Source organism: uncultured Thiohalocapsa sp., assembly GCF_913062725.1.
In the GTDB taxonomy this organism is placed as follows: Bacteria; Pseudomonadota; Gammaproteobacteria; order Chromatiales; family Chromatiaceae; genus Thiohalocapsa.
The window spans coordinates 18,765-41,149 of the sequence record NZ_CAJXWY010000002.1 but is presented as its reverse complement, the minus strand read 5'-3'; the positions used below and the strand labels follow the sequence as shown (position 1 = coordinate 41,149).

Annotated in this window: 20 protein-coding genes; 5 read left to right on the top strand and 15 right to left on the bottom strand. The window is 68.0% G+C overall.

Annotated features, from left to right (window positions below; genetic code table 11):
- Positions 1–34: 34 nt before the first annotated feature.
- Both glmS and QZ588_RS00745 read left to right on the top strand, forming a co-directional pair.
- Entirely contained in the window at positions 35–1,867 is a 1,833-nt protein-coding gene (gene glmS / locus QZ588_RS00750; RefSeq protein ID WP_295538583.1) for a glutamine--fructose-6-phosphate transaminase (isomerizing), read from the top strand.
- Positions 1,868–2,085: 218 nt separating this feature from the next.
- On the top strand, positions 2,086–2,547 hold the full coding sequence (locus QZ588_RS00745) for a hypothetical protein (protein WP_295538581.1): 462 nt from the start codon (positions 2,086–2,088) through the stop codon (positions 2,545–2,547).
- 25 nt (positions 2,548–2,572) lie between these two features.
- On the opposite strand, the gene QZ588_RS00740 is transcribed toward QZ588_RS00745, so the two are convergent.
- Positions 2,573–3,376: a BON domain-containing protein gene (locus QZ588_RS00740; RefSeq protein WP_295538578.1), complete on the bottom strand. Its 804-nt coding sequence runs from the start codon at positions 3,374–3,376 to the stop codon at positions 2,573–2,575.
- 398 nt (positions 3,377–3,774) lie between these two features.
- Between QZ588_RS00740 and QZ588_RS00735 the strand changes: the two genes are divergently transcribed.
- From QZ588_RS00735 to QZ588_RS00725, 3 genes are all read left to right on the top strand, one after another.
- A complete protein-coding gene (locus QZ588_RS00735) occupies positions 3,775–5,004 on the top strand; it encodes a hypothetical protein (RefSeq protein ID WP_295538574.1) in 1,230 nt (409 codons plus the stop codon).
- A gap of 11 nt (positions 5,005–5,015) precedes the next feature.
- A complete protein-coding gene (locus QZ588_RS00730) occupies positions 5,016–5,831 on the top strand; it encodes a mechanosensitive ion channel domain-containing protein (protein ID WP_295538572.1) in 816 nt (271 codons plus the stop codon).
- Positions 5,832–5,911: 80 nt separating this feature from the next.
- Positions 5,912–6,949: a type IV pilus twitching motility protein PilT gene (locus QZ588_RS00725; protein ID WP_295538569.1), complete on the top strand. Its 1,038-nt coding sequence runs from the start codon at positions 5,912–5,914 to the stop codon at positions 6,947–6,949.
- A 138-nt stretch (positions 6,950–7,087) separates the two neighbouring features.
- On the opposite strand, the gene QZ588_RS00720 is transcribed toward QZ588_RS00725, so the two are convergent.
- From QZ588_RS00720 to QZ588_RS00655, 14 genes are all read right to left on the bottom strand, one after another.
- Complete coding sequence (locus tag QZ588_RS00720; protein ID WP_295538567.1) at positions 7,088–8,554, bottom strand: hypothetical protein; 1,467 nt, start codon at positions 8,552–8,554, stop codon at positions 7,088–7,090.
- A 961-nt stretch (positions 8,555–9,515) separates the two neighbouring features.
- Complete coding sequence (gene soxX, locus QZ588_RS00715) at positions 9,516–10,250, bottom strand: sulfur oxidation c-type cytochrome SoxX (protein WP_295538564.1); 735 nt, start codon at positions 10,248–10,250, stop codon at positions 9,516–9,518.
- A gap of 29 nt (positions 10,251–10,279) precedes the next feature.
- A complete protein-coding gene (soxA, locus tag QZ588_RS00710; RefSeq protein ID WP_295538562.1) occupies positions 10,280–11,122 on the bottom strand; it encodes a sulfur oxidation c-type cytochrome SoxA in 843 nt (280 codons plus the stop codon).
- 604 nt (positions 11,123–11,726) lie between these two features.
- Positions 11,727–12,008, bottom strand: coding sequence for an RNA-binding protein (locus QZ588_RS00705; protein WP_295538560.1), 282 nt, complete (start codon positions 12,006–12,008; stop codon positions 11,727–11,729).
- A 419-nt stretch (positions 12,009–12,427) separates the two neighbouring features.
- Positions 12,428–13,738, bottom strand: coding sequence for a dihydroorotase (locus QZ588_RS00700; RefSeq protein WP_295538558.1), 1,311 nt, complete (start codon positions 13,736–13,738; stop codon positions 12,428–12,430).
- On the bottom strand, positions 13,731–14,771 hold the full coding sequence (locus tag QZ588_RS00695; protein ID WP_295538556.1) for an aspartate carbamoyltransferase catalytic subunit: 1,041 nt from the start codon (positions 14,769–14,771) through the stop codon (positions 13,731–13,733). Before QZ588_RS00695 ends, QZ588_RS00700 begins: the two co-directional genes overlap by 8 nt.
- On the bottom strand, positions 14,768–15,364 hold the full coding sequence (pyrR, locus tag QZ588_RS00690; RefSeq protein WP_295538554.1) for a bifunctional pyr operon transcriptional regulator/uracil phosphoribosyltransferase PyrR: 597 nt from the start codon (positions 15,362–15,364) through the stop codon (positions 14,768–14,770). The genes QZ588_RS00695 and pyrR overlap by 4 nt, the downstream gene beginning before the upstream one ends.
- The gene (ruvX, locus tag QZ588_RS00685) at positions 15,361–15,819 is read right to left on the bottom strand and encodes a Holliday junction resolvase RuvX (protein WP_295538552.1); all 459 of its coding nucleotides are present in this window, start codon (positions 15,817–15,819) and stop codon (positions 15,361–15,363) included. Before ruvX ends, pyrR begins: the two co-directional genes overlap by 4 nt.
- A gap of 145 nt (positions 15,820–15,964) precedes the next feature.
- Positions 15,965–16,528, bottom strand: coding sequence for a YqgE/AlgH family protein (locus QZ588_RS00680; RefSeq protein ID WP_295538551.1), 564 nt, complete (start codon positions 16,526–16,528; stop codon positions 15,965–15,967).
- Positions 16,529–16,583: 55 nt separating this feature from the next.
- On the bottom strand, positions 16,584–17,657 hold the full coding sequence (locus QZ588_RS00675; RefSeq protein ID WP_295538549.1) for a TonB family protein: 1,074 nt from the start codon (positions 17,655–17,657) through the stop codon (positions 16,584–16,586).
- 73 nt (positions 17,658–17,730) lie between these two features.
- Positions 17,731–18,906 (bottom strand): FAD:protein FMN transferase, encoded by a 1,176-nt coding sequence (locus tag QZ588_RS00670; RefSeq protein WP_295538546.1) that lies wholly within the window; start codon positions 18,904–18,906, stop codon positions 17,731–17,733.
- Complete coding sequence (gene gshB, locus QZ588_RS00665; RefSeq protein WP_295538545.1) at positions 18,896–19,849, bottom strand: glutathione synthase; 954 nt, start codon at positions 19,847–19,849, stop codon at positions 18,896–18,898. The genes QZ588_RS00670 and gshB overlap by 11 nt, the downstream gene beginning before the upstream one ends.
- Before the next feature lie 610 nt (positions 19,850–20,459).
- A complete protein-coding gene (locus QZ588_RS00660; RefSeq protein ID WP_295538543.1) occupies positions 20,460–21,257 on the bottom strand; it encodes an efflux RND transporter periplasmic adaptor subunit in 798 nt (265 codons plus the stop codon).
- The gene (locus QZ588_RS00655) at positions 21,254–22,270 is read right to left on the bottom strand and encodes a hypothetical protein (protein ID WP_295538542.1); all 1,017 of its coding nucleotides are present in this window, start codon (positions 22,268–22,270) and stop codon (positions 21,254–21,256) included. The genes QZ588_RS00660 and QZ588_RS00655 overlap by 4 nt, the downstream gene beginning before the upstream one ends.
- Between the last annotated feature and the right edge of the window lie 115 nt (positions 22,271–22,385).

The window sequence follows — 22,385 nt, the reverse complement described above, 5'->3', positions numbered from 1 at the left end:
TGCCCCCTCTCAACCCTCAGCAGGCATTCATCTTATGTGCGGCATCGTCGGCGCCATCGCCCAGCGGCCCGTCGCGGCCATCCTGTTGGAAGGCCTGAAGCGCCTGGAGTATCGCGGTTACGACTCCGCCGGCCTCGCCGTGCTCAGTACCGAGCGGGGCATGCATCGTCTGCGCACCCTGGGCAAAGTCTCCAGGCTCGCCGAGGCCGTCGTCGCCGACCCCATGCCCGGCACCCTCGGTATCGCGCATACCCGTTGGGCCACCCACGGTGAGCCCTCCACGGACAATGCCCACCCGCATCTCTGCGGCGAGCGTTGCGCCATCGTCCACAACGGCATCATCGAGAACCATACCAGGCTGCGATCCGAACAACTCGCCGCCGGTCATGCCTTCAGTTCCCAGACGGATACCGAAGTGGTGGTGCATGCCGTCTACGATGAGCTCACCGCCGGACATTCCCTCACCGAGGCGGTGCGTCGCACCACGACGCAGCTGCAGGGCGCCTACGCGCTGGGTGTCATCGACGCCGAGGACCCCACCCGCCTGGTCGCAGCCCGCCAGGGCAGCCCGCTGGTCATCGGGGTCGGCTTCCAGGAGCACTTCATCGCCTCCGATGTCTTCGCCCTGCTCCCGGTCACCAACCGTTTCATGTTCCTCGAGGAAGGTGACCTCGCCGAGCTGCGCCTCGACGGCGTCACCATCTGGGACCGGGACGGGCAAGTGGTGGAGCGCCCGGTACGCGAGTCCGCCGTCGCCGCCGACTTCGCCGAGCGCGGCGAGTATCGCCACTACATGCAAAAGGAGATCTTCGAGCAGCCGCGCGCCATCGCCGATACCCTGGAAGGCCGTATCGCCGCCGGGCGGGTGCTGCCCGAGGCCTTCGGGCTGGAGGCGGAGTCGGTGCTCGCCGAGGTCGATGCCGTCACCATCGTCGCCTGCGGCACCAGTTATCACGCCGGGCTGGTGGCCAGATACTGGATCGAAGCGCTGGCGAACATCCCGTGTCGTGTCGAGGTGGCCAGTGAGTATCGCTACCGCAAGCACGTGGTGCCCGCGCAGGCCCTGTTCGTGACCCTCTCCCAGTCCGGCGAAACCGCCGACACCCTGGCGGCGCTGCGTATCGCCAAGGACAGCGGCTATGCCAAGACCCTCGCCATCTGCAACGTGCCCGAAAGCTCCCTGGTGCGCGAATCGGATTTGGTGCTGCTGACCCGCGCCGGACCCGAGATCGGCGTCGCCTCCACCAAGGCCTTCACCACGCAGCTGGTCGCCCTGCTGTTGCTCACCATCAGCCTCGCCCGCACCCGCGGCATGGACACGGCGGCGGAGGCGCATGCCGTGGAGCTGCTGCGCGGCCTGTCGGCGCAGCTCGAAGCGGTGCTCAGCATCGATCCGCAGCTCGCCGCGCTGGCCGAGCACTTCATCGAAAAAGAGCATTGTCTGTTCCTCGGCCGCGGCGAGCAGTACCCCATTGCCATGGAGGGGGCCCTCAAGCTCAAGGAGATCTCCTACATCCACGCCGAGGCCTATCCCGCCGGCGAGCTCAAGCACGGCCCCCTCGCCCTCATCGACGAGCACATGCCCGTGGTGGCGGTGGCACCCAACAACGCCTTGTTGGAAAAGCTGAAATCCAATCTGGAAGAGATCCGCGCCCGCGGCGGGCAGCTGTTCGTCTTCGCCGACACCCAGGTGCCCATGCAGGAAGAGGCGGGCATCACGGTCATTCGCCTACCCGAGACCGATGATCTCATCGACCCCTTGGTCTTCACCATCCCCATGCAGCTACTCGCCTACCATGTGGCGACGCTGAAAGGCACCGATGTGGACCAGCCCCGCAACCTGGCCAAATCCGTCACCGTCGAATGACGCTGCGCCGGCCGCCGACTGGCTATCATCCCCGGCGCAGGGTCACTCACCCATCAGACCCGGTGGTCAGATCGGTAACGGCTTGAGGGCGCGACGCGCATATCGACGATCGCCCGGATAACAGACGTGTGGTCGATGCCGGCGACGCGTGCGACGTCGCTCAGGCGCGCAGACAGGTACGATCGCGCTATGGCTGCAGCAGACGGAGGTCAGTGCGTATGCACATCGCATTCACCAAGCAAGAGTACCAGACGCTTGTGGAGATGCTCCTCGTCGCCGACCTGGTGATCCGGGGTGATGAGGAAGCGCCGCGGGCAGAGACGGCGCCATACGCTGCACTGCGAAAGAAGGTGCTTTCACATTTCAGGGAGATGGGTCTGGCAGAGGACTTCCATTACGACCCGGCGCGTGACGACTACTTCGAGACCTCGGCGTATGAAGCCCGCGCGTCGCATCTGCGGTTCGTCGACGAGCACGACGAAGCCGTGTTCTGGTCGCAGCTCGCAGCCAAACTGGCGGCTCGTGACATGGCCGCCGAACAGCTCAAGCGCGGGGAGCAGGTGCTCAGCGATGAGGCACGCTTTGGCCGGCTCCTTGAGATCACCGAACGCTATGCAAGGGCGCTCGAGGCCCATGGTGTCGACAACCTGCGCCTCGTGACAGATGCATCTGCGCCGTGATAGCGCGTCTGGCTGTCGCGCCGGATCAGCGCGGACGCTCGATGACCAGCCGTGAATCCAGGTCGCGCACGCCGGGCATGTTGCTGGCCAGGTCCTCCGCCACCTTGCGCTCCGCCGAGGACGTCACCGCCCCGCTCAGAATGGCCGTGCCTTCCCGGGCCTCCACCTCGATGCTGTGTGCGTTGACTGTGGTGTCGAATTGCAGCAAGCGGCGCAGCCGGCGCGTAATCCAGGCATCGGGGCGTTGCACCTGCTCCAACTCCGCCTGCCGCTCGCGAATCTGCACAATGTTCGCCGGGTCCACACTCATGTAGTTGAACACCGCATCCACGCCTTCGGTGGTGGCGGCGAGGGCGGCGACGCGGTCTTTGGTGGCGGTGGTGCCGACGTCACCGTTGAGACGCACCTCGCCGCGGTTGACTTCCAATGCGACATCCAGGGCGGCGGTATCGCGCTGCCAGCGCAGTGTCTGGCGCAGCCGCGCGGCGGTGGTTGCGTCTTCGTCTTCTCGAAATAGGGCCCCTGGATCGCGCGGCAGATCAGCATCCAGGGTCAAGGCATTATCGATCTCAGCGCTCGCGGCCACGAGCGCGGTGAGCGCAACGGCCAGCCGTCGCTCGGCGGTGTCGACCACGGCACCCTCCAGGCGCAGCCCCGAATCGGTGGCCCGCACGCGGATGTCGTGGCCGCTCAGCAGCGGATTCACGTCGATCAGGGTCTGGGCCCGGGCGGCGGCGCCGGTTTCGGCCATGGCGGTGACGGCAACGCCCGAGAGCACGGATACCGCGGCGACGGTGGCGGCGAGCCGGGCGAGTCTGGACTGCGACATGGAAGACGCTCCTTTGTTGGGGTGAATGGTTGGGGTGAATGGTTGGGGTGGCTGTGCTGGGGTGGCTGTGCTGGGGTGGCTGTGCTGGGGTGGCTGTGCTGGGACCGCGCGCCGGTGTCGACGTATGGCGCCATGGTAGCCGCTGGCGGCACGGTGACGCTGCTGGCCAGCAATTGCGCTCCGGCCGCGTCGGTCAGCGTGGTGCTACCAACCGAGAACTGCAACCATATCGGAACAAACCCGCCTGACATCCAGGACTTGTGACCTCCGATACCCTCGGGTGTCTTGTGGCGGTCGCCCGGCGCCGTGCGCGTGCTAGGCTGATCCGGTGCCCACGCGCATCGGGGCTACGCACGGCGGTGCGCGTCCGCTACCGACGCTGCGAGTCCTGTGTCGTCATGATGATCATGCAGAAGCCAGGTTCCAACGCCCGTGACGGGCAACCCAAAGCCCCGCCCTGGCAGATCGTGCCGCTCGCCGACTACAACCTGCCGTCCACCCCGGCCGCGAGCGCCGCCCGTGCGCGCTGGATGTCTCTGCGCAGGCTCTTTGCCCACCGTAGTGAGCCGGTCGCGCCGCCGGCGCGGGCCGAAGCCGATTTGCGCGGTCTCCCCGAGCCCGTCCTCGACGCCTTGGTGGCGCCGGTGGATTGGTCAGCCGGGGCCGAAGCCCTCCAGCAGCAGCGCGCGCACGACGGCGGCGGCGATGGCGTGAGCTTCGTCGTTGGCCCGCCGCGCAGCGGCCATGACGCGCTGCTGCGCCGCTGGGCGCGCGCCTGCGACGCGCGGGTCATTCTGCCGCCGGAGGCCCATGCCATGCTGGCGGATGGATGGGCGGGCGGGCGGGCCTGGCTGGATGCGTGGCCGCGGGATGACCGTCTGTGGCTGCTGCCGCGGCTCGAGCATTGCTGGCTGCGCCACGCCGCCGGACTCGCCCTGGTGCGCGAGCTGCTGGAACGGGCGCAGTTGGGACGGCTCGGGCGCGGCGTCATCGGCTGCGACAGCTGGGCTTGGGCCTACCTGCGCCGGGTTGCGGCGCCGCCGACGCAATCCGCGTTGACGCTCCAGGGCTGCGACGGCCCGCGCTTGGCCGCGCTGTTTCGGACGTTGGTGGTGTTGGATGATGCCCGCCCGGTGCGCTTTCGCAACGCCCAGACCGGCAAGCTGGTGCTCGCCGTCGACGGCGACGACGACGGCGGCACCGAGCTGCAGTATCTCGCGGCGCGTAGCCGCGGTAATGCCGGCCTCGCGCGCGCCCTTTGGCGCCGTCGGCTGCGTGCCGAGCCCGATCCGGCGGAAGACGCCAGCGGCGCCGATGCGGCAGCGGCAGCCGAGGACGGCGCGGGTATCACGCTCTGGCTCGCGGCGGCGCCTGCGCTCAGCACGGAGCCGGACGAGGCTACGGCCCTGATGCTGCACGCGCTGCTGCTGCACAACGGGCTGAGCGGACCCCTGCTGGCCGAACTGTTACCGCTGCCGCCCTATCGTGTGCAACGGCGCCTGCTGCGGCTCGCGGCGCTCGGTGCCATTGCCGCCGGCGCCGACGGACGCTGGCGCGTCCACGCCCTCGCCTATGCCGACGTGCGTGATCTGCTGCGCACCCAGGGCTTACTGCTCGACGATTTTTAAGGGCCGTTCGCATGGATCAGACGCTCTCGCGCCTTTTCTCGGATCTGGACACCGGGGTGCTGCTGGATCTGGGCATCATCGTCGCCGTTGCCGCCGCGTTGATCCTCAGCACACAGAAGATCCTACCCTGGCTGGCCAACCGCCTGCGCGGACGGCGGCGCTACCTGCTGCTGGCGCTGGTGCCCCTGCTGCGGCTCAGCATCGTCGTCGTCGCCTTCCTGCTCATGGTGCCGAAGGTCATCGAGCCGTCCTTTCAGAACATGGTGGCGGTGCTGGGCTCCCTGGGCCTGGCGCTGGGCTTTGCGCTCAAGGACTATGCCAGCAGCCTGGTGGCCGGTGTCGTCGCCGTGGGCGAGGCGCCTTACCGCAACGGCGACTGGGTGGATATCGACGGCATCTACGGTGAAGTGACGCATGTGGGTATGCGCGCCCTGCGCCTCGTCACGCCCGACGATAATCTGGTGACCATTCCACACCTCAAGCTCTGGACCGGGTCCATCAGCAATGCCAACAACGGTGGACCGCAGCTGCAGTGCACGGCGGACTTCCATCTGCACCCGGCGCATGATGCCGCCAGGGTGCGGGCCGCGCTGGAGGACGTGGCGCTGACCAGTCCCTACCTCGCGCTCGAGCAGCCCATCGCCGTGGTGGCGCAGGAGCAGCCCTGGGGCACCCGCTACCGGCTGCGCGCCTATCCCATCGATGCCCGGCAGCAGTTTCGCTTCGCCACAGACCTGACGGTGCGGGGCAAGGCCGAGCTGCTGCGCCTGGGGCTGGCCTTCGCCGCGGCCTCCACGGCGCCGGACCCGGACCCGCGCGCGACCTGATACGCTAGCGCCTTGCTCCTTGTCGGGCGGTACCGAGCCCATCGGCGGTCCCGATCCGCCTGCTGCCATCCGGAGGCGCCGTGGAAATCGCCGAGCTCCTCGCCTTCAGCGTCAAGAACCAAGCCTCGGACCTGCACCTGTCCGCGGGCCTGCCGCCCATGATTCGCGTCGACGGCGACATGCGCCGCATCAATGTGCCGCCGCTGGCGCATCAGACGGTGCAGGCGCTGCTCTACGACATCATGAACGACCAGCAGCGCAACGAGTACGCGCAGCATCTCGAGACCGACTTCTCCTTCGAGCTGGCCGGGGTCGCGCGCTTTCGCGTCAACGCCTACAACCAAACGCGCGGCGCGGCTGCGGTATTGCGCACCATCCCCTCCCGCGTGCTGACGCTGGAGGACTTGGGCGCGCCGGCCATCTTCAAGGACATCGTGCAGGCGGCGCGCGGCCTCGTGCTGGTGACCGGGCCCACCGGCTCTGGCAAGTCGACCACCCTGGCGGCGATGATGGACTACCTGAACGAGCACCAGCACGCGCACATCCTCACCATCGAGGACCCCATCGAGTTCGTCCACAAAGCCAAGCGCTGCCTGGTCAACCAGCGCGAGGTGCACCGCGACACGCTCGGCTTCAGCGCGGCGCTGCGCTCGGCGCTGCGCCAGGATCCGGACATCATCCTGGTGGGCGAGCTGCGGGATCTGGAAACCATTCGCCTCGCGCTCACCGCGGCCGAGACCGGCCATCTGGTGTTCGCCACCCTGCACACCAGTTCCGCGGCCAAGACCATCGACCGCATCGTTGATGTGTTTCCGGCCGCCGAAAAGGACATGGTGCGCTCCATGCTCTCGGAGTCCCTGCGCGCGGTGATCTCCCAGACCCTGCTCAAGAAGACCGGCGGTGGGCGCGTGGCCGCCCACGAGATCATGATCTGCACCCCGGCCATCCGCAACCTGATCCGCGAGGACAAGATCGCGCAGATGTACTCTGCCATGCAGACCGGCCAGGCCAACGGCATGCAGACACTGGATCAGAACCTCAAGCACCTGCTGCAGCGCGGCCTGATCAGCCAGGCCGAGGCGCGCGCCAAGGCCGAGCACAAAGGCGGCTTCGGCTAGCAGTCACGGGCCCCACAACGCACCAACCGCGTCGGTCTGGTCGCCGCCGGCATCCGCAGTGCGTCCCGGCCCCGCCGTCGCGGGGCCGGGGCGACTCGGCGTTCTCCGCCGGGCGGTCAAACGTCCGGCATGCTCCCGTTATTCGCCAAGACAGGCTCGCCAACCGCCGCGCCTGAAGGTGTTCTTATCACACCAGGCCGCCACTGGATAGTATTCGTCCATGATGGCTTGCACGGTTGGCCCGGCCTCGGTCACTTCGGCTCGTGAGGGCAGGTCCGGGAGGAGGAAATCGATGACCGCCTTTGGATAGAGGCAAGCCTCTCGGTCGCCATCCTCTTTTCCCTCCCAGCAATCTACCACCACCTTTTGGATGGCATAGTCGAACGGGATATCGGCATATTCGCTCTCGCTTTCCACCGGGATCATGTGGCGGTAGAACAGGAGCTTCGGATAGCGTTCGTCGCCCCAGGGCAGCCAATTGACATTGGGTCGCAGCCAGCGCGGGCGCACCAGGTCGTTGGAGATCACGATGGTGTAGCCATGGCCCTGGCGCTTGATGCTGCGGTCGGCCAGGCAGCGCACCGTGCCGATGGGCAGCTCCATGTCATTCAGGCAGATCGACCAATAGCGCACATCGGGCTCCTTGCCGCGGCGCTCCTCATGCTTGCGGTTGGGCGGCCCGCCGGCGGTCGACTCCGGAAACGTCGGTGCTTTGGCATGGATCACCAGCATCTTACCGGGCTGGTAGGGTCCGGGGATCGCCACGAGATACTTGTTGTCCGGGTTCGGGAACAACAGCACCGGCGGGTCCCAGGGCGGTGCGAACCACACCTGCCCCTCGGGCATGTCGTCCCAGTCTTTGTGCTGGTTGATATCGAAATCCTCCGGGAACAGGAACCGCAAAAACCCCAGGACATCGGCGAACTTATTGATCGATCGCATCGGGAAATAAGCCGGTGGGTCTATGGACGCCGGGATGGGACAGGGCTCGAGCACCGTCACCGACGCCTCATCATCGGCGCTGGTGAGTGTCACCATGGGTAACGGCACGCCGCCGGATAACGCCAGGCCGCCGAGCGCATCGTCGGCCGCCGGCACATAGATGCGCAGCGCAATCCAGGCGGGATTTTCGTCCACCACAATGGTATTCGCGCCGTTCGTCACCGGTACCTCTGTCGCCTCGCGTACCACGTTAATGGTGTAGGTTCCGACATCCGGCTTCGGCGGCCGCCGCTGGCCGTTGTAAGGAATGAACGGATTGATACCGGAGCCGGGGTCAGGCGCGATGATGGCATCAAAGAGATGCCCTGCGGTGCGCACAGGACGGCCATCTGCATTTCCCGCGTAGGCGACGAAAGAAAAATACCGGGCCGCGGGATAGGTGCCCTCGATCGTCATACTGTCGTAAGCCGCTTCGAACGGCATCATCCAGTAGCGGGCCTGGTCGTCGGGCGCCAGGTAATTGCCGAAACCTTCCGGAGATACCTGCAGCGGCCAAGCGCACGCCGAGAACGTCGGCGGCGTCTGCGCCTGCAGGAGTCCGGGATGACTCAGTGTGGCGATACTGACGAGGCCGATCGCCAGCCATCGTTTCAACGCTTTCATGGCAGCCTCACCTATTGGTTGAGTAAAGACGCCAGGCTGCGGTGATATCGGGAAAAGCCATGCCCATCAGTGCTGACACGGCGTCAGGATCTGCACAAATGCTCGCGCCCGGTGGGTAACGACTTCCACACCCAGGGCCATTAGCGTCTTTTTGCGTTGTATAAAGCGAGCCGCGGGGCTCCTTCCCCTGGATGCGATGGCAATGCTGTTGCCATCGGCGAAGTGCGCATGCCGATTGCGCTCGAGCATTGTGACCGCAGGCATTCAATCGCTTCGGGACTCCCCTGAAGCCCCATTGGCATTCGCTGACGACGGCGATCAGTGCTGTTTCGCAATCGCGCGCTTCTGCTACCGAGAAGTATAGCGGCGAACGACGCCTTCGCTTGCTCACTCGCGAAACTGCGGTGTGCGACTGACATCAGGCTCAAACATTCACCGATGGCAGTGCGGGCAGGGGCGACTTCCTGCTTGGGCAGGGCGGCGCCTGGGCCAAGTGCAACCTGCCCGCGCACCAGCAGGACGCCCGGTACTGACTCGGGCGGATCCAGTTTGCGCACAAGGGATTATTGAGACACGACGGGGAACGGGTGAGGCGGCGGCTTGCCCCGGCCCTGTGGAGCCGGCTCAGCGCTGTAGACCGTGACCGCGTGCGCAACGCCGCACTTGCGGCTATCGAGCGTTACGTCGGCGCCGCCAACCTGAGCATGTGCGGGATGGATTGATGAGACGCGGGATACTGAGGCTGTCAGGCTTAGCCTTGAGCAGCTTCGTAATGACCGGGAAGATGGGAACTGAGTGGCGCAGCCCGGTGCACCAAGCGGCGGCATCCCTGCCGCCGGGGTTCTTACCGAAGCCGGTGTCGGTTCCGGCCGCACTCATCCGATGGATGGCTGCACATGAAGCGGCAGGGCTTGACCAGCACGCCTGCGCGCAGGTCGCCTAGCCGCAGCAGAACGGAGTATCAGTCCGCCGAGGCCTGCTCGTTACCTGCCGTTTCGGTCACCTCCTGGTTCACCGGCGACTCCGGATCCAACAGGTAGGCCATGACGTCAGTGAGTTGCTCCTGCGTCAATGTGCCGTGGTGGCCGAAGCGCGGCATGTTCGTGCACGGAAAGAACGTATGCGCGTTGTAGAGGATCTTGTAGGTGTGGTTTAGCATGGCATCGCTGGTACCGCGCAGCCGGCCGTAGCCCGTGAGGCTCGGTCCGACGGTGCCGTAGGCGATTTCATTCGGGTCCAGTTGGTGGCAGGCATAACAGTTGCCGCCAGGTGTTCTGCTCGCATGGTCGTCGACGCGGTGACCGATGCGGAACCCGTAGCCGGAGCGGGCGATTGCCTCGCCGCGCTTCCAGTCGCCGAGGGCCACGCCGCCTTCCGGGAAGACGATGGTTTCTTCCGCCAAGGCACTGATCTTGGCGGCCGTGGCGCGGTCGAGCTCTTCGCCGCTGCGGTTGATGGCGGAGCAGACCTTCTGTGTGCGGTCTTGAATCATGCGCTCGAGGGCGGTGCTACCGTCCTGAGTGGTTGCGTCGAGGTCGAAGCCGCCGGCTTCGAAGACCAGGTACTCCGCGAGCTCTTCGGGGCTCATGGAGGTGTAAGCCGCTTGAGGTGCCGGCGGGGCCGCCGTGGCGGACGTCGTCAGACCGAGCAGCGCCGCTGCTGCGAAGACGGTGACTGTGGAGGTGTGATGGTTCATGGCTGCTTCCTCGTGGCTGATGACCGTGCTCAACGCTTCATGTCCGGCAGGATAGCCGGCTGGCCGCGGGCCGCGTCGGTCCAGTAGGACATCAGTGCGATGGCGGCGTCGGAGCCGGGAATGCTTTGTGGTTGGCGCATCTGCCAGTAGCAGCCACGGACACGATGGTTACTGCTTCGCACCTGCTGATGACCCACGCGGTAGGCAGGCCAGGAGATGGCCTTGGTCCACTCGTGCGGGGCGTTGATGTTGGGCAGCACGGAGGCGCGGATACGGTTGCCGGTGTTGGTGTGGCAGGTGGCACAGCTGAAGTCCGAGGTACCGGCACGACGGTAGAAGAGGGCTTCACCGGCGTCTCGCATCGCCTGTTCCAGAGGATGATCCAGGGGTGGATTCCAGGGCAGACCGCTGGAGCGGCTGGCGATGTAGGTTTGCAGCTTCATCATGTCGGAGTCCGTCCCGTGACGCGACTTGACCGCGGGGTCGTCAGGCGCGAAGCCCTGGATGGTGGTCATGCAGTAGATGAGGCGGCTCTCCAGATCCATGACGCGCCCCGTGTCTTCGAAGAACCGCGGCAACTCGACGTAAGCGCCGTCGACGACGCCAGGCCCCTTGCCGAGGTCGCACGTCTCCAGCGAAACGTTGTTGGGGCCGCGCTTTTCGAGAAACAGTTCTTTGCCTTCGTCTGCCGTCCAGAGGGCGGCGTTGTCCGGCATCATCATGATGTTCTGTTCGCTCTGCGTGAGATACGCAGACTCGTGGTTATCGATGAGCTCCTGCAGCACATCCTCCGGTGCGCGCACCTCACTGGCAAGCGCGGCTGTCGATAGAACCGCCGCGAAGGCGGCGGCGGAAGCGATGGGTTTGACCATTGGTGGTGTCTCCTCCCGACTCTTGGGCTGTTTCGCCGTTATCTTTCGCACACAAATCGGCCGACGCAGCCGCTGGGCGCGTCGACGTTCATCCGTTGGGGTTAGCTGGGACCCGTCGACCGTCGTCTGTTCGGGGTGGCTGACCCCCGCGGGCGATGTTCCATTTGGGCTAGTTTGCACGCGTTCAAGGGCGAGGTCGACCCCCAACCATAAAGCTTCGAAAAAACGACTCAAAGCATCGAAATTGACAAGAAAATGTTGGTCTGGGCGGGGCTTTGTGTGTACTGAAGAGTGCGTCACGGCCCGATCGGGATGGCCCTCGGAGATCGTGCGGGATGATGTGGCTCAGCCTTAACCGGCTGCGGTGACGGCGGCGGCGGGGTTAATGCGTTGGGCGCGATACACAGGTTACGCGGCCGCGCATGCCCGTGAAAAAGCCCGGCCCGGATGCCGACCTGCGGTCGGCTGCCGGCACCGGGCTTGCGGCCTTTCGCCACGCCCGAGGGGGCTGAAAGAGAAGCTGCCCGGCTCCGTGCCGGGGCGAGCTTACCGAGCCCGCCTACTCACAAGGGTCTCGGGCCCGTGGGCTGAAGAGCCGGAGGACTTACCAGCGGCGGCCGCCGCCGCCACCGCGCGGGCGGTCGCTCTTCGGCTTGGCCTGGTTCACGGTGATATTGCGGCCCTTGTAGTCGGTGCCGTTCAAGGCCTTGATGGCGGCGTCTGCCTCGGTGTTGTTACCCATCTCGACGAAGCCGAAGCCCTTGGATTCGCCACTGAACTTGTCGGTGATCAGGTTGACCTGGTCGACGCTGCCGTACTCGGAGAAGGTCTGACGCAGATCGCTGTCGGTGACGCTGTAGGGCAGGTTGCCAACGTAGATGTTCATGGATGTGTCTCGCGAAAAATGATGCTTGAGTTGACGTTGTCGCAACCACGTCGACGCATGCCTGCGACCCTGCCGGTTTCGGGCGGGACGCGCATGCGCGGGCGCGGGCGCGAACTGCCGCTGGCCGCCACACTTGATTGGTGATGCGGCGTCTGCGCGGCTGCGCGAGGAGACAGGGAGCTACGGATCTCGGGGGGAGTGTGCGGGCTATGTTGCGTTGGCGACCCGATCCGGTCCGGATCGCGGGCCTGGCAACGCGCCGGGCGGTCTCGTCGAAACTGGCAGATGCCTTGTGCCGGGCAGCCCGGGGGCGGCGCCGGCGTATCCTCAGGACGCACAATAGCAGGTTTGCCGTGGGCGGGAAGCTTTTTTTGTGGCGGCCGGTAGCGCCGCCCCGACGGATGCACGCCGTGCCGCCGCTAGCCCTTCGCCTCATGCACCACCCGCCCCGCCAACAGTGTCCAGCGCACGCGCCCGATCATCTCGGCGCCGCGCAGGGGGGTGTTCTTGCCGCGGCTCACCAGGGTGTCCTCACCCACCACCCAGCGCGCGTCCGGGTCGAAGATGCAGACGTCGGCGACGGCGCCCGGCTGCAGCCGTCCCAGGGGGCGGTCGAGGATGGCCGCCGGGTGGGCGGTGACGCAGGCGAGGGCGTCGCAGAGGTCCAGCACATCCTCGCGTACCAGGCCCAGCACCAGCGGCAGCAAGGTCTCCAGCGCCGACATGCCGGGCTCGGTCTGCGGGAAGGGGTTCAGCTTGGCGTCCGGCTCATGGGGCTGATGATCCGAGCAGATAGCGGTGATCTCGCCGGCGGCGATCGCCGCGCGCAAGGCGTCGCGGTCGGCGGCGGTGCGCAGCGGCGGGATCAGATGGGCGTCGGCGCTGAAGCCCGCCACGGCATCCTCGGTGAGCCAAAGCTGGTGGGCGGCGACATCGGCGCTGACGGGCAGGCCACGGGCTCGGGCCTCCGCGAGCATGGCCGTGGCGCGCGCCGTGGACAGGCCGCGGAAGTGCACCCGGGCACCGGTCTGCTCCGCCAGGGCCAGGTCCCGGGCGACGCCGAGCACCTCCGCCGCCTCCGGAATGCCGGGCAGTCCGAGCTGGGTGGCCACCAGGCCCTCGTGCACCAGGCCGCCTTCGCTCAGGTAGGCATCCGCCGGGTGCAGAAAGGTGCCGAGGCCGTAGGTGCTGGCGTACTCCAGCGCCCGGCGCAGCACCCGGGTGTTGCGCACCGGTCGGTCGGCATTGCTCATGACCGGGCAGCCCGCCAGCTTGAGAGCCGCCATTTCGGTGATGTGCTCGCCCTCCAGCCCGCGGGTGAGGGCGCCCGCCGGCAGGACCCGCGCATAGCCGCGCTCCTCGGCGAGCTGGCGGATGAGCTGCGCCACCGCTGGCGTATCCACCGCTGGCAGGGTGTCCGGCGGGCAGCATAGGGTGGTGATGCCGGCGGCGGCGGCGGCGCGGGTCTCGCTGGCGATGGTGGCCTTGTGCTCGCGCCCCGGTTGGCGCAGCCGCGCGCTCAGGTCCACCAGCCCCGGGCAGACGACGAGCCCGGCGGCATCGATGATATGTTGGGGCGCAAAGCCCGCGGGCGCCTCGCCCAGGGCCTTGATGGCACCGTCGGCGAGATGCAGATCCATGACGGCGTCGATGTTGGCCGCGGGGTCGATGACCCGGCCGCCGCGGATGCTGATGGCTTGGGGGCTGCCGGCGGCGGCGTTGTCAGGCATCGCCGGTCTCCGTCAGCGGCCGCTGGCCGGCGGCGTGCAGCCATAGGTTCTGGGTGCCAATGCACATGGACATGACAGCCATGCGCACGGCGAGCCCGTTGCTCACCTGCTCCAGGATCACCGAGCGATCGCCGTCGGCCACGCCGGAGTCCATCTCCACGCCGCGGTTGATGGGGCCGGGGTGCATGACGATGGCGTCGGCTGCGGCCAGGCGCAGGCGCTTCTCGGTCAGCCCAAACAGGTGGAAGTACTCGTGCTCGCTGGGCAGGAAGCCGCCGTCCATGCGCTCGTGCTGCAGGCGCAGCAGGATGATGACATCGACGCCGCGCAACCCCGCGCGCAGGTCGTGGCAGACGCGCACGCCGAGGGCCTCCGCCGCCCGCGCCGGCACCAGCGTGCTCGGGCCGATGGCGCGGACCTCGGCGACGCCCAGGGTGTTGAGCGCGGTGATCTGCGAGCGCGCCACCCGTGAGTGCAGCACGTCGCCGACGAGGGCCACCGTGAGTCCCTCGAAGCCGCCCTTGTGGGCGCGAATGGTGAACATGTCGAGCATCGCCTGTGTCGGGTGCGAGTAGCAGCCATCGCCGGCATTGATGACGGCCACCGGCGCCGCCGCATGGGTGGCGATGAAGTGCGCCGCGCCGCTGTCGGCATGGCGCACGACGAACATATCCACGTGCATCGCTTCCAGATTGCGCAGCGTGTCCAGCAGGGTCTCGCCCTTGGCCGTGGCGGAGGTGCTGATGTTGAGGTTCAGCACGTCTGCCGACAGGCGCTTGGCGGCGAGCTCGAAGGTGGTGCGGGTGCGGGTGCTGGTCTCGAAGAACAGATTGGCGATGATCTTGCCGCGGCACAGCGGCACCTTCTTGACCGCCTGCTGAGCCACCCCAAGGAAGCCCTCGGCGCGGTCCAGAATGTCGATCAACAGCGCCCGGTCCAGTCCGTCCAGGGTCAGGAAATGCTTGAGGTTGCCGTCCGCGTCCAGCTGCAGCGCGGCGGCCTGCTCCTGCTGCGAGGCGCGCGGCGTGATCACGGCCCGGCGCCCTCTGCGCCGCTTGCGCGTCCCACCGGCGGGCTGCCGCGGTAGAGCGAGAGCGGTCCCGGACCGGCGAGCTTCAGGTGCTCGCCATGGGCGAGGTCCGCATGCAGGCCCACCACATTGGGCTCGATGGGCAGCTCGCGACCGCTGCGCTCGGCGAGCACCGCCAGCATCACGGAGGCGGGGCGCCCGTAGTCGAAGAGCACGTTCAGCGCCGCGCGGATGGTGCGCCCGGACTGGATCACGTCGTCCACCAGCACGATGTGGCGATCGTCCACGGCCACCGGCAGGTGCGATGGGCGCACCCGCGGGTGCATGCCGATGCGCGTGAAGTCATCGCGGTAGAAAGAGATATCGAGATACCCCAGCGGCTCGGCGAGCGCCAGCAGCCGGTGCAGGCGCTCGGCCACCCAGACGCCGCCGGTGTGAATGCCGATCATGAGCGGCGGTCGGGCGCCGCGCGCGCTGAGCAGGGTGTCCAGCGCCTGCGCCATGTCACTGATGGCCGCATCGACGGCGGCGGCGTCGCGATACAGCGCGGTGGCGGGGCCGGGATTGGCAGTGTCCGGGGTGTGGGTGGGGGTCATGGGCGCGGATCGGCGAGCCAGGTTTCCAGGATCAGTTTTGCGGCGTAGGCATCCACCACATCACGCTGCGGGCCGCCGTGGCGGCGGCGCTTACGCGTTCCGGCGCCGGCGTCTGCGAGGCGCCCCTCAGCGGCGAGGGCGCGCTCGGCGGCGAGGGTGGTGAGGCGCTCGTCCACCAGATGTACGGGAATGGCGAAGCGCCCGGTGAGCTGGCGCGCGAAGCGGCGCACCGGTGCCGCCAGGGTTTCTTCTTCGGTGTCGTCCATGTTGTGCGGCAGGCCCAGCACCGCGGCTTGCGGACGCCATTCGCGGATCAGTGCCTCGATGGCGGCCCAGTCCGGCTTGCCGCCGCGATGGCGCAGCGTTGTCAGCGCACTCGCTGTGGCGGTGACCGTCTGGCCCACGGCGACGCCGATTTTGCGGGTGCCAAAGTCGAAGCCGAGCAGCGTGGCCAAAACATCCGACCGCCGTCTCGGCTAGGCGGCCCGCTGGACCGGGAGGCTGCCGGGGAGGCGACCACTGGCGTAGCCACTGGAGCCGCTGGGCGGCGTGCCGACATGGTGCCGCCTGGACCTGAGCCCCTCGGCCCTGGGGCCCGCCTCAGGCATGGCCTGCCTCGCCGCTGAGCAGATTCAGGTCGATGCCGAGCAGCCGTGCGGCGGCGAGCCAGCGCTCCCCGACGGGCTTCGAGAAGAGAATCTGCGCATCCGCCGGGCCGCTCAGCCAGGCATTGGCGCTGAGCTCCTCTTCCAGCTGGCCTCCGCTCCAGCCGGCGTAGCCCAGGGCTACCAGGCATTGCGCCGGTCCCTGTCCCGCGGCGATGGCTTCCAGCACGTCCTTGGAGGTGGTGACGCGCAGATCAGCGGTGACCGCCAGTGTGGAGTCGTACTCCGTCGGCCCCGAATGGATAACGAAGCCGCGGTCCGTTTGCACCGGTCCGCCGAGGAACACCTGCGCATCGCCGACGCCGGCGACGCTGGGCTCGATGTCCAGTTGCTCCAGCACCTCGCCGAGCTTGATGTCCATGGGGCGGTTGATGACGATGCCCATGGCACCCTGCTCGGTGTGCTCGCAGACATAGGTGACCGTGCGCGAGAAGTTCGGGTCGTCCAGACCCGGCATCGCGATGAGAAAGTGGTTGGTGAGGGAGGTGGCGAAGCTCATGGGGCTAGTATCCCGGGGCGCCCGCCCTGTGGCAAGCACCGCCGACGGCATTGGATCAATCGTTCCAGCCGAGCCGATGGTTACGCTGGAATTGCCAGACCCGGGTGATGTCCAGCACGTCGGTCTCGGCCTTGATGCTGTCGGGGAAAGGGGCGAAGGGTGCGGCGAGTCGGACGATCTTCACGGCCGCCTCGTCGAGCACCGCATGCCCCGAGGAGCGCACCACGCGCACGCCCTCGAGGCTGCCGTCCGCACGCACCGCCACATGCAGGATCAGGCTGCCGAACAGGGCCTGCTCGCGGGCCGCCTGCGGATAGTTCAGATTGCCGATGCGCTCCACCTTGCGCCGCCAGGCCTCCATGTAGGCGCCATAACGATACGCCTTGGTCGTGCCGCTGATGGCCCTGCGGCGCCCGCCGCCGGCGGCGTTGTGGGCGCTGATGCGGGCGCTCAGCGCCGCAATGGCGTCATTGCGGCTGGCGAGGATGGCGCCGGCGTCCGGTGCGCTGGCCGGCATGCTGGCCGGTGCACTCATGGGGTCGCCGGCGGGCGCAGGGGACACCGTCGCCAAGCGCGGCGGTGCGACGGCCGCGCCGGGGCCGTTGAAGATCCTGGCCATGGCCTCGGGCGTGGTGTCCAGGAGTCGGCGAATGGGCGGCGTGTCCGTCGGCGAATCGGCGACGGGCGGCATTGGCTCGGGCGCTGGCGCTGCTGTCGGCGCCGGCTCGGGCGCTGGCTCGGGCGCCGGCTCGGGCGCTGGCGCTGTTGTCGGTGCTGGCTCGGGCGCTGGCGCTGTTGTCGGCGCTGGCTCGGGCGCTGGCGTTGCTGTCGGCGCTGGCTCGGGCACTGGCACCGTTGTCGGCTCCGGCTCCGGCGCCAGCACTGGCGTCTTTGCGGCGGTGGCGTCGGCGCGGGCTGGCGACGGCGTCGACACGTTGGCGGTCTGGCCCGCCGCCGCCGATGCGACCACGGCCTCTGGTGCGGGCTCGCCGGCGTCGCCCGCCGGCGCGGCGACGGTCATCAGCGCCAGCGTCCGCACCGGCGCTGGCCCCGGCGCCGGCAGTTCGAAGCCGGTGCCGAGCAATACCAGCAGATGGACCGCCAGCGCGGCGGCTACGGCCCAGGGCATGGCGCTGCGTCGGGCGGCGGCGCCACCCCCATGACCAAACGTCGTGCCTGATGTGGCGCCCCGCATGCCAGGCTCAGTCGTCGGCGCCGCCCCTGTCGCTGGGCGCCTCGGGCTGGAGGATGGCCACGTCGGCGCCGTCGTCGAGCAATTCCAGGCGCTCGGCCATGGGCGGTGTCATGTGCATGGTGCCGGCGTCGTCGATGAGTAGCACATAGCGCAGATCGAGCCGCGCGGCCACGTCCCGCCAGCCCTCCAGTCCTGCCACCATTAGGGCGTCGGCGGCGACGTCGGCGACGGCGGCGGAGCCCGCCACCATGACCGTCACCGCCTGCAGACCGGTGGCGGGCCGACCGCTGCGCGGATCGATGACATCATGGAAGACCTGGCCGTCGTGGATGAAGTTGCGCTCATGCATGCTGCTGGTGAAAACAGCCATGTCGCCAACCACGTCGATGATGCCGAGCACGCCGGTGCTGCTGCCGCGGCGCACTGGCACGCGCCAGGGCCGGCCGGCGCGGTCGCCCATGGCGCGCACATCGCCGCTGCGGTTCAGCATGGCGTGATGGATGTCGCGCTGGCGTAGGTTGTCCATGGCGAGATCCATGGCGTAGCCGACGACGATGCCGTCGAAGTCGAGCAGTACCGCCGGGTTGTCGCTCTGCAGCATGATGCCATCGAGATAGAGATCCGCCATGGTCGGTGCTTGCGTCACCAGGGACTCGATCGCGCTGGCCGAGGGCGGCGGGCGGCATTCCGGCTCTGCGGCCTGAAAGCCCCAGAGCTGTAACAGTTGGCCGATGGCCGGATTGAACAGATTGCGCGTCCGCAACGCCAGCGCCTGGCTTTGCTGTAGCAGCGGCAGCAGCGAGGGCGGCGCGGCAAAGGGCTCGCCCTTGGGCAGTAGCGCGTTGACCCGGGCCATGGGGCCGGGCTTCCAAGTGTTGGTGGCGTAGTCCAGGAACAGAAAGTCCTGCTCCACCTCCGCGGAGGCGGCTTGGGCGTCTGCCTTGAGCTTGCCGACGATGCTCAAATCAACCGCCGCGTCGAAGGCGACGAACTGCGTGGTGTAGACCGGCGTTTCGGCGCCGCGGCAGCCACTCAGCAGAGCGCCCAACAGGGCGCCGATCAGGACGTTGGCCAGGGCGCCCAATGGCAGCGTCGACGCCCGCGCCGGGTGCCGCAGCCGCAACCTGCGAGTGGGCACAGGCAGGGGCGGCGTGGTTGCGGCGTCCGGGCGCTCAGCGCGCACCGAGGTGGGCCTCGATACAGGTCATCAGATCGCCTGCGACATCGGTGCCGTAGGCATGGTCGATTTCGCGGATGCAGGTGGGGCTGGTGATGTTCACTTCCGTCAGGTAATCGCCGATGACATCGAGGCCGGCGAAGAGCACGCCGCGGGCGCGCAGCTCGGGCCCCACCCGGGCCGCGATGGCGCGCTCGCGGGCATTGATGGGGGCGGGCTCGGCGCGGGCGCCGGCGGCGAGGTTGCCGCGGGCGTCGTCGGCGGACGGAATGCGCGCGAGCACGTAGGGCACCGGCTCGCCGTCCACCATGAGCACACGGCGGTCGCCGTGGGCGATCTCGGGGATGAAGCGCTGCGCCATGCAGAAGCGCTGGCCATGGTCCGTCAGCGTCTCGATGATGACGCCGGTGTTGGGGTCGCCGGTGCGCACGCGAAAGATCGAGCGACCGCCCATGGCGTCGAGGGGTTTCAGCACGGTGTCGCCGTGCGCGGCGATGAATGCGCGCAGGATGGCGGCGCTGCGGGTGACCGTCAGTGGCGGCGCGCAGTCCGGGAATTGGGCCGTGAAGACCTTCTCGTTGGCATCGCGCAGGGTGCGCGGCTGGTTGACGACCAGGCAGCCGGCGGCCTGTGCCAGCTCCAGCAGATAGGTGGCGTAGACATATTCCATGTCGAAGGGCGGATCCTTGCGCATGAGCACCGTGTCGAGCGCATGCAGCGGTCGGCGCTGGGGCTCACCCAGACTGAACCAGCCGGCGGCGTCATCGCTGACCGTCAGCGCGCGCATGCGCCCCTGGGCTTCGCCGTCGAGCAGGAAGAGATCGGCGAGCTCCATGTACCAAAGCTGCCAGCCCCGCCGTTGCGCCGCCAGCAGCATCGCGAAGGTGCTGTCCTTCGCGATCTTGATGGAGCCGATGGGGTCCATGACGACGCCGACTTCTCGTTTCATACGGCCATGTTAACGCAAGCGTCGGGGGGACTCAGCCGGCCTGGGTGTGCGGCCTGCGCTGCCCCGGGCTGTGTCCGCAGTGACGGCGGATGAAAGTGCTGATGTTGCCTGGCTTGCCAGGACATGGTCGCGCCGGCATCGCGGCGGACCACCGCCAAAATAAACCCCGGTGCTCGGGGGAAGCAACCGGGGCAACGTCTCCCGATTGCTCGGGAAAAAGTCCGCCGGGAGGGGGAGGCCCAACGGACTCGCGCCGATCAGCGCTTAACTCATCAGACTCGCCACCCAGATCTTTGGTTCCGGAGGATTCAAACGGGCGCTTGAATCCTCTGGCCGGCCGTCTGCCATCGACCACCGTTTGTCAAGTCGCTTCGCCGTGGCTGCGCTCACATACCCGTCGCATCTCGGTTTTCGCTTTCTGCGGGCTGGGTTGCAGCTGGCGGGGGACGCCGTGAATACGTCCCTGTAGGCTTCACGACAGCATCCCTGCTGTCGAGACCCCCGCCAGCTGCAACCCAGCCCGCAGACGCCTGCGCCGGACATTGACATCCGCCGGGTATCAGTTCGCGGGCGCTCGCGCCGGCGCGTGGCTGTGTTTCGTCGTCGGCGTTCAGGGCAGCACCACCTTGACGAACTCCGACGGGCGCAGAATCTCGTCCGGGCGGGCGTCGAAGATCACATCGAGCTCGTAGACGGCCCCGGCGGGGTCGATGCGCACCGCCTCGACGCCGAGGCTGTAGACCACCGCCGGACGGCGTTCGCCGCGGATGATGACAGCCGCTTCCTGCCCGGGGCGGTAGCGCCGCAGCACTTCGGCGGTGACGAGCGCCCGCGCCAGCATGCGATCGGTGGGGGCGACGGCGACCAGCGGCGCCTGCTGGAGGCTGGTATAGATGACGGCACCGTCATAGGCATTACGCTCGACGACGATGCCGGCGAAGGGGGCGCGCAGCTCGGTGCGCTCCAGCATCACCTCGGCGGCGGCGACGGCTGCGCGATCCGCCTCGTGTGCGGCGAGTGCGGCGCTGTGGCCGAGCTCGGCGTCTTTGAGCTCTTCCATGGCAATGAGGCCGCGGTCGAAGAGCTCTTGTGCGCGGTCGAGCTCGCGGCGGGCGTCATCCAGGGCCACGATGCCGCGGGCGAGTCGCGCTCGCGTCTCCAGCAAGGTGGCCCTGATCTCGCGCTGGTCCATGCGCAGCAGCAGCTCGCCTGGCTCCACGTGTGCGCCCACGGTTACGAGCACCTCGTCCACCACGCCGTTGGTCACCGCCCGCATCTCCACGCGGTCCACCCATTCGAGCCGGCCGCTCAGCTGCTGCGTCGCCGTCGCCGCGGTGCTCGCGGTGAGCAGCAGGCACAGCAGGCCGCGCCGGGCCGCGGGTCGCAGACGCTGGCATGTGTCCTTCATCGGCTTGCCTCCGGGCTGTCCGCGGCGCCGGTGATCTCGATGGGCTTGCCCTGGAGGGCGTCCAGCTCGGCGCGGGTGAGGATGCGGCAGAGGTCTACGGCCATGCGATCGCGGTGAGCCTTCGTTTGCCGGCTCATGGCGTAGCCGAGGTCGGCGGTCACTTCCATCTCGTACATGGTGCGGCTTTGGTCCAGCTTGAGATCGCGCCAGTCGGCCTCGACCCGGGTCTGCTCGGCGGCCACGGCGAGAAGCTCCAGGCGCTCCAGCAGTTCCAATGCCTGCTGGCGTAAGGCCATGCGCAGCAGCGCCTCTTGCGTGGCATCGGCGCCGTCGCGCAGCGCCCGAATCCGCGGGTTTTGGGCGCTTGCCGTCGCCACCACAACGTCCAGATCCGGCGGCGGTGTGTCCGCGGGCGGCGGCGGGTCGACCAGATCCTTCGGTAGATCTTCGGGTGTGCCTATGGCCTGTGCCAGCAGCGAGCGGGTCACGCGACGGGCGGCATCACTGGCCGCCCGGCGGCGGCGGATCACCTGATAAGCTGCCTCTAACTCAGCCACCACCAGCGGCGAGTATTGTCCGAGGTCGCGACGGTTCTCGGCGCGGTCGAACTGGATATAGGCGACGGCCATGGCTTCGTTGTCGCGCATGTAGCTCAGGTCCGCCAGCAGTACGTCGAAGAAGCGCTGCATGATCTCCAGACGCTGTGCCGCCGCCGCCGGCAGCAGCGGCCCCCAGGCGGTATCGCGCTCGGCATCCGCGGGCCGGGCGTTGTTGAAGGCCAGGCTATGACACGCCAGATGCAGGGGCTGTGGACGCGCGGGCAGCCAGGGCTCGGCGCCCGCCGCAGCCCGTGGATGGCCGTCGGCGAAGGCCAGTGCATCCATGAGGGTGAGCGGCTCTGGTGGTGTCTGAGCGATGCTGGCGCTGCCCGTCAGGATCAGCAGTAGCACCGGCGCCCAGCGCAGGGCGCGGTGGCGGCAGCGAATGTGGGCGGGCCGGCTGGCGTTGTGCATCGGGCTGATGGCGGTGGGACGTCGCGGGGGTGGGGTTGCTTTGCTGGTTTGCGCATCACAGCACCGCGCCACGCCAAGCGCAAGCGCCCCGGTCGCTGCGCCATGCATCCCAAGG